Source organism: Mesorhizobium sp. M0317 (genome assembly GCF_040321555.1).
GTDB lineage: Bacteria > Pseudomonadota > Alphaproteobacteria > Rhizobiales > Rhizobiaceae > Mesorhizobium.
This window is the reverse complement of the sequence record NZ_JAMYRV010000010.1, coordinates 117,951-131,684: the sequence shown is the minus strand read 5'-3', so window position 1 is coordinate 131,684 and position 13,734 is coordinate 117,951. Positions and strand designations below refer to the sequence as shown.

10 protein-coding genes and 1 pseudogene are annotated in these 13,734 nt (G+C 63.5%); 1 reads left to right on the top strand and 10 read right to left on the bottom strand.

Annotated elements, in window-relative coordinates; translation table 11 throughout:
* Positions 1–74: 74 nt before the first annotated feature.
* From NKI88_RS31835 to NKI88_RS10685, 8 genes and pseudogenes are all read right to left on the bottom strand, one after another.
* Positions 75–191 (bottom strand): annotated as a pseudogene (locus NKI88_RS31835) (hypothetical protein); the annotation flags it as partial.
* 3 nt (positions 192–194) lie between these two features.
* Positions 195–524, bottom strand: a complete 330-nt coding sequence (gene nirD / locus NKI88_RS10715; protein ID WP_023825946.1) for a nitrite reductase small subunit NirD — start codon at positions 522–524, stop codon at positions 195–197.
* Positions 525–529: 5 nt separating this feature from the next.
* Positions 530–2,980, bottom strand: a complete 2,451-nt coding sequence (gene nirB, locus NKI88_RS10710; RefSeq protein WP_352655039.1) for a nitrite reductase large subunit NirB — start codon at positions 2,978–2,980, stop codon at positions 530–532.
* A gap of 4 nt (positions 2,981–2,984) precedes the next feature.
* Positions 2,985–3,782 carry an ABC transporter ATP-binding protein gene (locus NKI88_RS10705; protein ID WP_352655037.1) on the bottom strand — a complete coding sequence of 266 codons (798 nt, stop codon included), beginning with the start codon at positions 3,780–3,782 and terminating at the stop codon, positions 2,985–2,987.
* Between the two features lie 10 nt (positions 3,783–3,792).
* Entirely contained in the window at positions 3,793–4,683 is an 891-nt protein-coding gene (gene ntrB / locus NKI88_RS10700; protein ID WP_023682697.1) for a nitrate ABC transporter permease, read from the bottom strand.
* 93 nt (positions 4,684–4,776) lie between these two features.
* The gene (locus NKI88_RS10695; RefSeq protein ID WP_352655035.1) at positions 4,777–6,105 is read right to left on the bottom strand and encodes a CmpA/NrtA family ABC transporter substrate-binding protein; all 1,329 of its coding nucleotides are present in this window, start codon (positions 6,103–6,105) and stop codon (positions 4,777–4,779) included.
* 338 nt (positions 6,106–6,443) lie between these two features.
* Positions 6,444–7,679, bottom strand: a complete 1,236-nt coding sequence (locus NKI88_RS10690) for a CmpA/NrtA family ABC transporter substrate-binding protein (protein ID WP_352655048.1) — start codon at positions 7,677–7,679, stop codon at positions 6,444–6,446.
* Positions 7,680–7,681: 2 nt separating this feature from the next.
* Positions 7,682–8,284: an ANTAR domain-containing response regulator gene (locus tag NKI88_RS10685; protein ID WP_023667842.1), complete on the bottom strand. Its 603-nt coding sequence runs from the start codon at positions 8,282–8,284 to the stop codon at positions 7,682–7,684.
* A 282-nt stretch (positions 8,285–8,566) separates the two neighbouring features.
* Here NKI88_RS10685 and NKI88_RS10680 point away from each other — a divergent pair, with 282 nt between their 5' ends.
* On the top strand, positions 8,567–10,855 hold the full coding sequence (locus NKI88_RS10680; protein ID WP_023714908.1) for a mechanosensitive ion channel family protein: 2,289 nt from the start codon (positions 8,567–8,569) through the stop codon (positions 10,853–10,855).
* A 175-nt stretch (positions 10,856–11,030) separates the two neighbouring features.
* Here the strand turns inward: NKI88_RS10680 and NKI88_RS10675 are convergent, their stop codons facing one another.
* Both NKI88_RS10675 and NKI88_RS10670 read right to left on the bottom strand, forming a co-directional pair.
* Entirely contained in the window at positions 11,031–12,518 is a 1,488-nt protein-coding gene (locus tag NKI88_RS10675) for an aldehyde dehydrogenase (RefSeq protein ID WP_023695216.1), read from the bottom strand.
* A complete protein-coding gene (locus tag NKI88_RS10670) occupies positions 12,515–13,708 on the bottom strand; it encodes a cytochrome P450 (RefSeq protein ID WP_352655032.1) in 1,194 nt (397 codons plus the stop codon). Before NKI88_RS10670 ends, NKI88_RS10675 begins: the two co-directional genes overlap by 4 nt.
* Positions 13,709–13,734: the final 26 nt, after the last annotated feature.

Here is a 13,734-nt window from a genome sequence, read left to right as displayed (position 1 = left end):
CCGCGCCGGCGTGGGCGTTGGTGGGCGGCGGGGGCGGCGCGGTGAGGGGTCGCCGGCCCTTTGGGGGTGGCTGGGGGGGGGGCGCGGCGCGCCCTTTCTCCGCGGGGCGGGGCGACTTTCGCCAGCACGCCGCAACCCACCCCGCAATAGGGGCAGGTGGTCCTCACCTCGCGCGCTTCGCCAAGTTCCATGCTTCAGGCCGCGCGGCTGGCCAGCGCTTTCAGCGCAATGAACAGGTGCTCGCCCTCGATGCGCACAGGAATGGTGCGCACCGCGCCCTCGTCGGCGCCGAGCGCCTTGCCCGTCTCCAGCGAAATGACCCAATTGTGCAAGGGGCAGGTGACGGCGGTGCCGTGGACGATGCCTTGGCTCAGCGGCCCACCCTTGTGCGGGCAATGGTCATCGATGGCATAGACCTGATCGTCCTGCGTGCGGAAGACGGCGATCTTACCCTCGGGTGTGTCGACGCAGCGCGCGCCGCGGCGGGGGATGTCGGAGAGTGAGCCGATCGATATCCAGTCCATCTTGATCACTCCGCAGCCTGCGCAAACCCGACAGAAGCCATTGGCCGGAACTCGTGCTTGTCCTTGCCGGAGACGCGTTCCGACCACGGGTCGACCTGGGCGAATTTCTGGCTGGAGACGAAGCGTTCGTAATAGGCCTTGCGCTTGGCGCCGTCGTCCATGATCTGGCGCTTGATCTCGGGGATGCCGATGCGCTTGGCCCATTTATAGATGCGCTCGAGATAGCGGCCCTGCTCGCGATACATCTGCGTCAGCGCGACGATATGCTCCAGCGCCTCGTCCTCCGTCTTGACCAGGCCAAGCACTTCGGTGCCCTTGATGTCGAGGCCGGCGGCGCCGGCGAAATGGATCTCGTAGCCACTGTCGACACAGATCACGCCGACATCCTTGCAGGTCGCCTCGGCGCAGTTGCGCGGACAGCCCGACACCGCCATTTTGACCTTGGCCGGGGTCCACGAGCCCCACATGAATTTCTCGATGCGAATGCCGAGGCCGGTCGAATCCTGCGTGCCGAAGCGGCACCAGTCGGAGCCGACACAGGTCTTCACCGTGCGCAGGCCCTTGGCGTAAGCATGGCCTGAGACGAAGCCGGCCTGGCCGAGATCGGCCCACACCGCCGGCAGATCCTCCTTGCGGATGCCCAGCATGTCGATGCGCTGGCCGCCGGTGACCTTGACCATCGGTATCTCGAACTTGTCGACGACGTCGGCGATGGCGCGCAGTTCGGCGGCGTTGGTGACGCCGCCCCACATGCGCGGCACCACCGAATAGGTGCCGTCCTTCTGGATGTTGGCGTGGACGCGTTCGTTGATGAAGCGCGACTGATAGTCGTCGGCGTAATCGTTCGGCCAGTCGCAGACGAGGTAGTAGTTGAGCGCCGGCCGACATTTTGCGCAGCCGCAGGAGGTCGTCCATTCCAGCTCCTGCATCACGGCGGGAATGGTCTTCAGGCTCTTGGCGATGATCAGCCGGCGCACCTCGTCATGGCCGAGCGTGGTGCAGCCGCACATCGGTTGCACGGCGGCCGGGTTGTATTTGTCGCCGATGATCAGCACCATCAGCTTCTCGACCAGCCCGGTGCACGAACCGCAGGAAGCCGATGCCTTGGTGTGGGCGCGCACGTCGTCGAGCGAAGCCAGGCCCTTGGCCGTGATCGCGCCGGTGATCTTGCCCTTGCAAACGCCGTTGCAGCCGCAGATTTCCGCATCATCCGGCAAGGCTGCAACGGCCGCCATAGGGTCCAGCGGGGCACCCCCCTGGTAGGACTGGCCGAAGATGAGCGTGTCGCGCATCTCCGATATGTCGGTCTGCTTCTTCTTGAGGTCGTTGAACCAGGCGCCGTCCGCCGTCTCGCCATAAAGCACGGTGCCGATGATGCGGTCGTCCTTGAGCACAAGGCGCTTGTAGACGCCGGCGGCGGCATCGCGCAGCACGATCTCCTGGCGGTCCTCGCCTTCGGCGAAGTCGCCAAGCGAGAACAGGTCGATGCCGGTGACCTTGAGCTTGGTCGGCGTGTCCATGTGGACGAAGGCCGCTGCCTCGTTGCCGGCCAACTGGTTCGCGGCAACGCGCGCCATCTCGTAGAGCGGCGCGACCAGCCCGTAGACCTGGCCGTAGACCTCGGCGCATTCGCCGAGCGCGTAGATGTCGGGGTCGTTGCTGCGCATGCCGGCATCGACGACAATACCACGATTGACGGCTATGCCGGCCTCCCTGGCCAGCGCCGCATTCGGCCGGATGCCGACCGCCATCACCACCAGCGTTGCCGGGATAATAGTGCCGTCGGCAAGCTCCACCTGCCCGACCTTGCCGTTGCCGGTGATCGCTTGGGTGTTGGCCTTGGTGATGACCTTGATGCCGCGCTGTTCCACCGCGCGCTGCAGGAGATAGCCGGCGGCTGGATCGAGCTGACGCTCCATCAATGTCGGCATGACATGCAGCACGGTGACGTCCATGCCTTGGGCGTTCAAACCTGCTGCCGCCTCCAGCCCGAGCAGGCCGCCGCCGATGACCACGGCCTTGGCGCGCGACTGGGCGGCAAGCATCATGGCCTGAACATCGTCGAGGTCGCGATAGGTCAGCACCCCCGGCAGATCATGGCCGGGCACCGGAATGATAAAGGGCACCGATCCGGTGGCGATGACGAGCTTGTCGTAAGGCTCGGTGACGCCGTGATCGGAGGTGACTGTCTTGGCCGCCCGGTCGATGGCGACGATCTTGTGACCTTTGTAGAGGGTGATGTTGTTGGCGATGTACCAGCCGTCGCCGTGGATGATGATTTCCTCATAGGCCTTTTCGCCGGAGAGAACCGGCGACAGCATGATGCGGTCGTAGTTCACCCGCGGCTCGGCGTTGAAAATGGTCACGGTGTAGTGGCCCGGCGCCTGTTCGAGCAGATGCTCCAGCATGCGCCCGGGGGCCATGCCGTTGCCGATGATGACGAGTTTTTCGGTCATGGCGTTACTCCGCGGCTTCGACGAAGCGGTGGCGTTCATAGAGGAACTTCAGCACCGCTTCGCGGCAGCGCAGGAAGGTGCGGTCGGAAGAGAGTTCGACGCGTCGACGCGGCCGCAGCAGCGGCACCGCAAGCACCTCGCCGATTGTCGCCGCCGGACCGTTGGTCATCATGACGATGCGGTCGGACAACAGCACCGCCTCGTCGACATCGTGGGTGATCATGATCGTCGTCGAGCCGAGCCTGGAATGGATGTCCATAACCGCATCCTGCAGATGGGCGCGCGTCAGCGCGTCGAGTGCCCCGAACGGCTCGTCGAGCAACAGGATCTTCGGCTCCATGGCAAGCGCCCGGGCAATGCCGACGCGCTGCTTCATGCCGCCCGATATTTCGGCCGGCCGCTTGTCCTTGGCATGCGCCATTTGCACGAGATCGAGATTGCGCATGATCCAGTCATGTCGTTCGGTCCTGCTCTTGGAACGGCCAAAGACTTTCGACACCGCCAGGCTGATGTTTTCGTAGACGGTGAGCCATGGCAGCAGGCTGTGGTTCTGGAACACCACGGCGCGCTCGGGTCCGGGGCTGTCGACCTCCTTGTTTTCAAGCAGCACGGCGCCGGCGGAAACCTTGGTCAGCCCGGCGATCAGATTGAGCAAGGTCGACTTGCCACAGCCGGAATGGCCGATGATGGAGACGAATTCGCCCTTGTCGATGGTCAGCCTGATGTCCTTGAGCACCTCGCTGACCTGACCGCCGCGGGCAAAGGATTTGTCGATATGGTCGAGCTGCAGATAGGCCGTCATCGCCCTCTCCTCACTTTGCCGTTGTGCCGCGGGTGACGAAAGCGCCGACCGCAGCGACCAGGCGGTCGAGGCAGAAGCCGGTGACGCCGATATAGGCGAGCGCGACGATGATGTCGGGCAGCCGCGACGAGTTCCAGGCGTCCCAGATGAAGAAGCCGATGCCGACGCCGCCGGTCAGCATTTCGGCGGCGACGATGGCGAGCCAGGACAGGCCGATGCCGATTCTGAGGCCGGTGAAGATGTAGGGTGCGGCGGCCGGAACCATGATCTTGACGAAGAATTCGAACTGGTTGAGCCGCAAGATGCGCGAGACGTTGCGGTAGTCTTCCGGAATGTTTCGCACGCCGACGGCGGTGTTGATGATGATCGGCCAGATCGAGGTGATGAAGATAACGAACAGCGCCGACGGGCTGGAATCGCGGAAAGCAGCCAGCGACAGCGGCAACCAGGCCAGCGGCGGCACGGTGCGCAGTATCTGGAACACCGGATCGAGGCCACGCATGGCCCAGATCGACTGGCCGACCAGGGCGCCGAGCGCGACGCCGACGATCGCCGCCAGGCCGAAGCCGATGGCGACGCGCTGCAGAGAGATCAGCACCCGCCACGCAAGGCCGATATCCTGCGGGCCGTTGTTGAAGAACGGATGCGCGATCAGGTCATAGGCCTCGTTCCACACCTGGCTGGGCGGCGGTAGGCTGGCGGTCGGCGACGAGCAGGCGATCTGCCACACGACCAGCATGAAGGCGATAACGATGACCGGCGGCACCAGGGCGGTGGCCAGCCTGCCGGCGATCGCGATCGGGTCGAAGCGGCGCCGCGCTTTGGCGGTGAAAGCGATGACCGCGGCAGGCTTCGCGGGGAACGCCTTCACCGTGGTTTCCTCAATGGCTTGGATGGACATGTCTGGGTATAACTCCGGGGTCGATGCGGGCGACAACGGCGAAGCGCCGTTGCGCTGGGGGCGACAAACGGCGCAACGCGCCGTTTGCGCTGGTCAAGCCGATGCCTTGATCTTCAGGCTGTCGAGATAGGCCGACGGGTTGGCCGGGTCGAAAATCTTGCCGTCGAAGAATGTCTCGACGCCACGCGACGACGAGGCCGGAATATCGGCTGCGGCAACGCCGAGATCCTTCGCCGCCTCGCGCCAGATATCCTCGCGATTGACCTGATCGACCAGCGTCTTGATGTCGGTGGTCGGCGCGAATTTTCCCCAACGGATGTTTTCGGCGAGGAACCAGCTGTCGTGGCTCTTGTAGGGATAGGAGACGCCACCCTTCCAGAATTTCATGTAGAGGTCAGTGCCGGTGGCCACGCGGCCATTGCCGTAGTTGATGTCGCCCTTGAGGCGGCCGATAATGTCGGCGACAGGCACGTTCATCCATTGCCGCTTGCCGATGATGGCGGCCATCTCGTCCTTGTTCTCCGTGGCCTCGCACCATTGCTGGGCCTCCATGACGGCCATCACGATCGCCTTGGTGGCGTTCGGGTATTTGTCGATGAATTCGGCGCGGAGGCCGAGCGCCTTTTCGGGATGACCCTTCCACAGTTCGCCGGTGGTGGCGGCGGTGAAACCAACGCCCTGGTGGACGAGCTGTTCGTTCCACGGTTCGCCAACGCAGAACACGTCCATGTTGCCGACTTTCATGTTGGCGACCATCTGCGGCGGCGGCACGACAATGGTCGAGACGTCCTTGTCGGGATCGATGCCGCCGGCGGCCAGCCAGTAACGGAGCCACAAATCATGGGTCCCGCCCGGGAACGTCATGGCGGCCTTGATTTCCTTGCCGGCCGCCTTCTTGGCGGCGAAGGCGTCCTTCAGCTTGGAGGCGTCGAGGCCGACACCGGTGCCGGCGTATTCCTGCGCAACCGAAATGCCCTGGCAGTCGTAGTTGAGCCGCGCCACGATAGCCATCGGCATCGGCTGGTTGTTCTGCGTCACCTTGCCGGTGTGCATGAGATAGGGCAGCGGCGTCAGGATGTGAGCGCCGTCGATGCCGTTGGCTGCGCCGCCGAGCATCAGATTGTCGCGCGTCGCGCCCCAGGAGGCCTGCTTGAGCACCTCGACGTCGGGCATGCCGAACTTGACGAACAGCCCCTTCTCCTTGGCGATCATCAGCGGCGCCGCGTCGGTCAGCGCGATGAAGCCGAGCTTGGCGCCGGTGACCTCCGGAGCGGTCGTGGCGGCATAGGCGCCCGAGGGGAAGAGCTTGCGGGCCGCCACGAACAGGCCGGCCGTCATGGCGCTGCTGACAAGAAAATCGCGGCGCGTCACATCCTTGAGCGATGTTCCCGTCCCGATCCATTTCCCTATTTTTTCTTTCATCGTGATCTCCGGTTGAACGCTTCGTCGAGTGGCCCAAAACAAAAAAGCCGCCGTCCAGGCCTCGCGCGTCCGTACATCCGGGATCGCGTCGTTGACCTGAGCGGCAGCTTTGCCTGTGGCGCCCGCCATTGGACGCCTGTTCCGTGACCCGCGAAGGGCCTGGCTAAATCAAAGCAGGAACCGTGCCAGTTTTGGGTGAAACGAAAAACCTAAATGAAATCAACATTACGCGCCAGACGCCGGCACGCGAGGCGACATCGCAAGCAGATCAAAGATTGTTCACTACAGCAATCGCACGCACATTTTTTGTGCAATGCACAAGAATGGCGCGAGAATGATCAGGCTTCCGCGCGAGCGTTCTGGCGCGCTATATAGCCGTCGATCTCGTCGGGGTCGAAGGTCTGACCGTCGAAGAAGCCGTCTGGCCCAAGCACCAAGCCTGCCCCGGTCGCACCGACAGCCGTGGCGACCTTAAGCGCGCCCTCGACCTTCGCATTGGCGCCGGGAAGTGCAACGCCAAGCGGCTTTAGCGCCGAGCGGTAGAGGTCGGGACGGTAGCAGTCACGGGCGATAGCAAGGTTTTCCGGCGTGTGCTCGACATGCCCCCAGCGCACCATCTGCGTATAGAACCACAGCGCATGGCTCTTCCACGGAAAGTTCGCCGCCTTGTCGAAGGGCAGGAAGAAGTCGTCGACATCCAGTTCGGCGCCGCCGCCCAGTTCAAGATGGCCGGTCAGGATCGGCATCTGGACAGCTGGTGGCAGGCCGAGGAAGCCAGCTTGAGCCATCACACCAGCCAGTTCGGCGTGGTTGCCCCGGTCCTGGCACCAGCGCGCCGAATGATGCAGCGCGCGCAGCAATGCTGCCAGCGCGACCGGGTTCTCCTGCGACCAGGCCTTGCGCACGCCGATCACCTTCTCCGGACTGTTGCGCCACAGCAGCGCCTTGACGGTTACGATATGGCCGGTGCCGGCAGCGACCGAGGCGCTGTTCCAGGGCTCGCCGACGCAGTAGCCGTCGATCCGCCCGGCGGCCAGCGCATCGGCCATGAAGGGCGGCGGCACGATGACGATCTCGATCTCGCGCTCCGGATCGATGCCGCACCCGGCAAGCCAGTAGCGCAGTTCGTAATTATGCCCCGAATGCGGGTGCACCACGGCAAAGCGCAGCGGATCGCCGCCAGCCCCGGCGCCGTCGCGAATGAAGGCACGAAGGGCTGCGCCCGCGCGCGCGGGCTCGAGATCGGGTATGGCGCCGCGTGCCGCCATGCCTTCCCAGACTGCGTTGGAGATGGTGACGCAATTGCCGCCAAGCCCGAGCGAAAACGGCACGATGGTCTCGGAAGCAAGCGGCGTCAGCCCGAGATTGCAGGCGAGCGGCATCGGCCCCAGCATGTGCGCCAGGTGGAAATGGCCGATGGCGATGCGGTCGCGGATGTTGGCCCAGGAGGTCTCGCGGTGCAGTGTGAGATCGATGCCCTCGCGTGCGGCAAATCCAAGCTCACCCGCCGCAACCAGCACGGCACTGTCGAAGAGCGGCATGAAGCCGGCGGTGATCTGGTGCTCGGCGCTCATGCTCATTCGTCCTCCGACGGCCCGAGCAGCCCGGCGGCAGTCACCAGGCTCTGGGCAATGTCGCCGATCTTGCGGTTCTGGTTCATCGCCGTCTTGCGCAGCAGCGTGTAGGCGGCCTCTTCGGTCAGGCCGCGCGACTTCATCAGGATGCCCTTGGCACGGTCGATCACCTTGCGGCTCTCAAGCTCCCCTCGAACCTCTTCCAGCTCGCGCGCCATGCGCGAGAAAGCGTTGAAGCGGCTGACCGCCATGTCCAGGATCGGCTTGACGCGCTCTTGCCTGAGGCCGTCGACGACATAGGCCGAAACGCCGGCATCGACCGCCGCTTCGATCGATGCCTGGTCCGATCGGTCGACGAACATGGCGATCGGCCGCTTCACCGCACGCGACAGCTGGAACATGTTTTCCAGCATGTCGCGGTTCGGGTTTTCCAGGTCGATGACGATGACGTCCGGCTCGATCTCGGCGATGCGCCGCGCAATGCCGGTCACGTCGTGGATGACGGTGACCCGCTCATGGCCGGCCTCGCGCAAACCTGCCTCGATGATCGCGGCGCGGATACGGTTTTCGTCGATGACCAGGACGGCGAGTGAGCTGCGGACCATGCGTGCATTGTGGGCAAGGTCGCAAAATTGTGCAATGCGGCATGGTCACAGGCTCCCGCCGCGGAGCAACCGACGACCGACAACGACCCGGTCTAGGTGGTCGGGACAAGGAATGCAGCGCAACGCTGGCACTGGTGATGACAGCCTTGCCGGTCGCCTGGTGCCCTACCCAACGGTCTAGGTGCGATGAGACTTGCACCGCAACATCGGCTTGTTAAAGGTGGGGGCAACGACGGACATAGCTGTCCTTGCTCGCCGATCTGACCGGAAGGTTACCGCACGATGCTGCTCATGAATCGACGATTGGGAGCCAGCAAGCTGGCGCGCCCGGCACGGCGTCTCGGAGGCCTGACGACGAAGTTTGCCCTGATTGCCGGGCCGTTCGTCCTTGGGATCGCCCTCCTGCTGGCTGGCCCGGCACAGGCGCAGTCACCGGCCGCCGTCGCGCCCGACAAGGTCAAACAGCTGTTCGAGCTTCTCGACGATCCGTCGGTGAAGGCCTGGGTGGCCGAGCAACGAAATCCGGCCGCTGGATCAACGGAAGCGCCTGCTGCGGCTGGCGCTCCGCCGGCCGACGCCGTGGCCGCACCGGGCCAGATGAATACAATGGCATCCTCGACGCTCGATCGGATCAAGCATCACATCGAGAAAATCGTGCGAACCGTGCCCACACTGCCAGGCCAGTTCGCGCGCGTCCGGGCCCAGACAATGGACGATATGTCCAGCAAGGGCCCCGTCAGCATATTGGTGCTGATTGCGATCTTTATCGCTGCCGGCCTGGCGCTCACCTGGGCAATATACAAGCTCACCCGTCCATTTCGTCTTTGGATCATCGCGCAACCCAGAGATACGCCCATCGGGCGGGCCAAGAAGATCGGCGGCCGCACGCTTTATTCCAGCATGATGATCGGCTCGTTCGCGCTGGGCAGCGCCGGTGCGTTCATGCTGTTCGACTGGCCAGCGCTCATCCGCGAGATTGTGCTGACATTTCTGATGGCTGCGGTCTTTACGTGGGCTGTGCGCCTATACGTGATGGCCACGCTCGTCCCTTCTTTCATGGAGGTCGAGCACGCCATCGAGGTTCGTGCCCTGCCGATCACCAACGGAGCTGCTGACCATTGGGCTTATTGGCTGCCCCGGATCGTCGGCGTTTTCGCCTTCTTCGCCGCCGCGTTTGTCCTCTTGCCGGGTCTCGGCATAGACCAGGACGGAATGATGGTCCTGTCGGTGGGCGCCGATTTCATCCTGCTGTTGCTCTTCCTGCTGGCCATTTGGCGTCGGCCAAGAACGCAGCGAGACGGCGCGCGCCACAGCGGTCACACGGCAGTGACATGGTTGTTGACGGCTTACTTCGTCGTTCTGTTCCTCGAACGCATTGCCGGCCTCTACACATTCTTCTGGTTTACCTTCACCGCATTCTTCCTGCCTTTGGCAATTGTGCTGACAGAGCGCGGGGTTAATTTCGTCCTGCGGCCCGGTTCGGAAGATGCCGGCCGGCCGACGATCCCGGCGGTGACGATCGCTGTCATCGATCGCGGTATCCGGATGATTTTCATCCTCGCGGCGGCTTACCTTCTCGCACGCGTACTGGGCCTGGACATGCAATCCATGCGCGGCAGCGATACGACCACCATGCTCATATTGCGCGGCTTGATCAACGTCGTGGTCATTGCCCTTGCTGCCGATTTCGGCTGGTCGATCATCAAAGCCTTGATCGAACGAAAGCTGGGCGTCGCGATACCGCAAGCGGTGGTGAGCGAAGAAGACATCCTCACCCTCGATCCGCATCAGGCGCGGCTGCACACGCTGTTGCCGATCATCCAGAACATTCTGCTAGCAGTGATCATCGTGATGGCGGTGCTGATGATGCTCGCTTCGATCGGCATCCAGATCGGCCCGCTGATCGCCGGCGCCGGCGTCGTCGGCGTCGCCGTGGGTTTTGGCGCGCAAACCATCGTCAAGGACGTGATCTCTGGCGTGTTTTATCTGCTCGACGATGCTTTCCGTGTCGGCGAATACATTTCATCGGGCAGCTACAGGGGTACGGTGGAGAGCTTTTCGCTGCGCTCGGTGAAGCTGCGCCACCATCGTGGTCCGCTGTTCACGATACCTTTCGGCGAACTCGGCGCCGTGCAGAACCAGAGCCGTGACTGGGTCACCGACAAATTCAACATCACCGTTGGCTATGACACCGATATCGACTTTGCTCGCAAACTGATCAAGCGAATTGGCCTGGAACTGGCGGAAGATCCGGAGTTCAAACACTGGGTGATCGAACCGATCAAGATGCAGGGGGTGCAGGAGTTCGGCGAGTACGGCATCGTCTTGAGGGTCAAGGTCACGACCAGACCTGGAGGCGCCTTCAGCATGAAAGGCAGGTTCTTTTTGCGCCTCCGCCAGGCCTTCAAGGAGCAGGGCATCGAGCTCCCATTCCCGACCGTCCACGTCCAGGGGCTGCAAGACCCGCATGGGACAGAGAATGCGCGTTTGGAGGTCACACCTGAATTACGAATGGCCGTCGCCCAGTCGCACACCAATCGGCGCAGAAAAAAAGCCGGCACAACGGAGTAGGACGCTGTGATACCCGCCGGTCGCAACACGGCTTTCCGCGCAAAGCCTGGACCCGCGACACCACGCTAGTCGAGCTGCCGATAGCGACGACCTGATCGCCGCCAACCAGCACCAGCGTGGCGTTCTGAGGCCAAGCTTGACGAAAAGAGCAGATATGCTGGCCTTTCCGCGAGGCTCAGAGCGCAATCCAGGCGGTCTTGAGGTCGACAAATTTCTCCAGCGCATGCAGCGACTTGTCACGGCCGAAACCGGACTGTTTGACGCCGCCAAGCGGCACGGTGATATCGGCTCCGCCATAGGTGTTGACGTGGACGACACCGGCGTTGATGGCGCGCACCATGCGATGGGCCGTGGAAAGATTGGCGGTCCACACCGCCGAGGCAAGTCCGTAGACAGTGGAGTTGGCCAGATGCACCGCCTCCTCCTCGGTCTCGAAGCGCATCACGCCGAGCACCGGTCCGAACACCTCCTCGCGCGCCAACTGCATCTCTTGCGTCACGTTCTCGAAGATCGTCGGCGCCATGTAGCTGCCGCCGGTCTCGGTCAGTATCCGTTCGCCACCGGCGACGAGACGGGCGCCTTCGGCTTGCGCCATGGCGACGAAGCCGAGATTCTTGTCCAGCTGTTCGGCGCTCGATACCGCACCGATATCGCTGGCGAGATCGAGCGGGTCGCCGACCTTGAGCCGCGTGGTTGCCGAGACAAGTTCGTCCATGAAAAGATCATAGACCGACGACTGGACGAGCAGACGCGAGCCCGCCACGCAGACCTGGCCTGAATTGCGAAAGATGCCGTTAGCCGAGACGACCGCCGCCTGCTTCAGGTCCGGAGCGTCGGCAAAGACGATGTTGGGCGACTTGCCGCCAAGCTCGAGGAAGACCCGCTTCAAATTGGAACGGGCGGAGTATTCGAGCAGCCGCCGGCCGACCGGCCCCGATCCGGTAAAGGCGATGGCGTCGACATCCATATGGAGGCCAAGCGCTTCGCCGGCGACAGCACCATGACCGGTAACGACGTTGAACACGCCTTCGGGAAGTCCAGCCTCGCTTGCGAGTTCGGCCAGCCGCAGCAAGGTCAGCGAGGCGATCTCCGGCGGCTTGACGACGACGCTGTTGCCGGTGGCCAGTGCGGGCGCAATCTTCCAGGCACCGATCATCAGCGGGAAGTTCCACGGCACGATGACGCCGACGACACCGAGTGGCTCCCTGTGGATCAGCCCGAGCACATTGTCGGCCGTCGGCGCGATCTCGCCATAGACCTTGTCGATCGCCTCGGCGTAGTAGCGGATGGTGCCGGCCGCCGACAGCGGCTCGGCCTTGTAGGCCATGCCGATCTCGGTGCCGTTGTCGCGCACGCCAAGCACGGCCAGCTCATCGACATGTTTTTCGATCAGCTCGGCAAATTTCGTCAGCACCTTCTTGCGAAAGGCAGGGGCGGCGCGCGACCATGAACCCTTCTCGAATGCTTTTCGCGCCGATCGGACCGCGCGATCGATGTCAGCGGCATTGCCGTCAGCGATGCTGGCAAAAGGGCGGCCGTCGATCGGCGAAATCACCGCCAGCGTCGCGCCGCTCGTCGCTACGGCCTGTACGCCGTCGATAAACAAGCCCCGCTCGCCGATCTCCGTCTTGCGCAGCGCGTCGATGGCATTCTGGCTGATCATTGGTGGCGGACTCCCAGGGAAACATACAACGTGGTTGGCGCGCGGAATTCCCAGCCGCGAAACACCGGCACCTTGCCTGGCACCAAGCTGAGATCGGGGAAGCGCAGGAGCAGCAGCCTTAACGCAAGGCACATCTGCTCGCGCGCGAAAAACCGGCCCGAACAGAAATGATGACCAAAGCCGAAGGCGGCATGATTGCCTTCCCTGCGGTTGATGTCGAAGCGGTCTGGATCGGCAAAGCGGCTCTCGTCGCGGCTTGCCGAGGAGACAAGTGCAGCGACCGCGGCGCCGGCAGGGATGGTTACGCCGCCAAGCTCGACCGCCTGCGTCGTCTGCCGCGTCTGGGTTCCGATCGGCGCCACCCAGCGCAAGCCTTCATCGACAGCCCTGGGCACAAAGGTCTCGGGATCGGCGAGCACCTGCCGCAATTGTTCGGGATGCGCAAGCAGGCCGGCGAGGATCGAACCGGCACCATGTCCGGGCTCCTGCATGCCGCCAAGCAGAATGACCTTGATGCTTGGCATCAAGAAATCGATCGGCCGCGTCGTGCCTTCCGGCATGCCGTCATGCAGCATATGCGACAGCGCCGAGTCGTCGGGTGCGCGCGCCAGTCTATCCAGAGTCGGCCGGATGGCTGCGCCGACCTCGGCGCTGATCGCGTCGGCGATCTCTTGCCGCTTCGGGTCGTTCTCGAAATTGATGGCGCCCTGCGCAAGGCCATAGAACCAGCGGCGCAGCGTCGGCATGTCGATGTCGGCAAGGCCAAGCGAGCGCGCCAGGCTGAGCGTCGACACCGGCTCGAAATAATCCGCCATCAGCTCGGCGGAGCCTTGTTCGGCGATCCGGTCGAGAAAAGGTTCGGCAATCGACCGTACGAGATCGCCGGCATAGGCGGCGACGGTGCGCGGCCGGTATTTCGGATCGACGCCTTGGCGCAGCTGTCTATGCGTTTCGCCGTCGGTGGTCAGGATGGTCGGCTTGCCGAACGAGCGTTCGACCGGAGACGTACCGACGACGGCGGAGAAGATGTCGGGTGACTTTGCGACGGTCTCGACGTCCTTCCAGCGGGTGACGAACCAGAGATTGACCGCCGGCACGAAAGCGACAGGCGCGCTGCGCCGCAGTTCCGCATAGATCGGATACGGATCGGCTTCCAGCGCCTCAACGGTGATGCTCTCGGCAAAGCTCAACGCCGTTACTCCCTTGCGATGGAAAG

Coding starts and splice junctions, on each gene's coding strand:
- nirD (WP_023825946.1), bottom strand. CDS start 524: ATGGACTGGATATCGATCGGCTCACTCTCCGACATCCCCCGCCGCGGC.
- nirB (WP_352655039.1), bottom strand. CDS start 2,980: ATGACCGAAAAACTCGTCATCATCGGCAACGGCATGGCCCCCGGGCGC.
- NKI88_RS10705 (WP_352655037.1), bottom strand. CDS start 3,782: ATGACGGCCTATCTGCAGCTCGACCATATCGACAAATCCTTTGCCCGC.
- ntrB (WP_023682697.1), bottom strand. CDS start 4,683: ATGTCCATCCAAGCCATTGAGGAAACCACGGTGAAGGCGTTCCCCGCG.
- NKI88_RS10695 (WP_352655035.1), bottom strand. CDS start 6,105: ATGAAAGAAAAAATAGGGAAATGGATCGGGACGGGAACATCGCTCAAG.
- NKI88_RS10690 (WP_352655048.1), bottom strand. CDS start 7,679: ATGAGCGCCGAGCACCAGATCACCGCCGGCTTCATGCCGCTCTTCGAC.
- NKI88_RS10685 (WP_023667842.1), bottom strand. CDS start 8,284: ATGGTCCGCAGCTCACTCGCCGTCCTGGTCATCGACGAAAACCGTATC.
- NKI88_RS10680 (WP_023714908.1), top strand. CDS start 8,567: ATGCTGCTCATGAATCGACGATTGGGAGCCAGCAAGCTGGCGCGCCCG.
- NKI88_RS10675 (WP_023695216.1), bottom strand. CDS start 12,518: ATGATCAGCCAGAATGCCATCGACGCGCTGCGCAAGACGGAGATCGGC.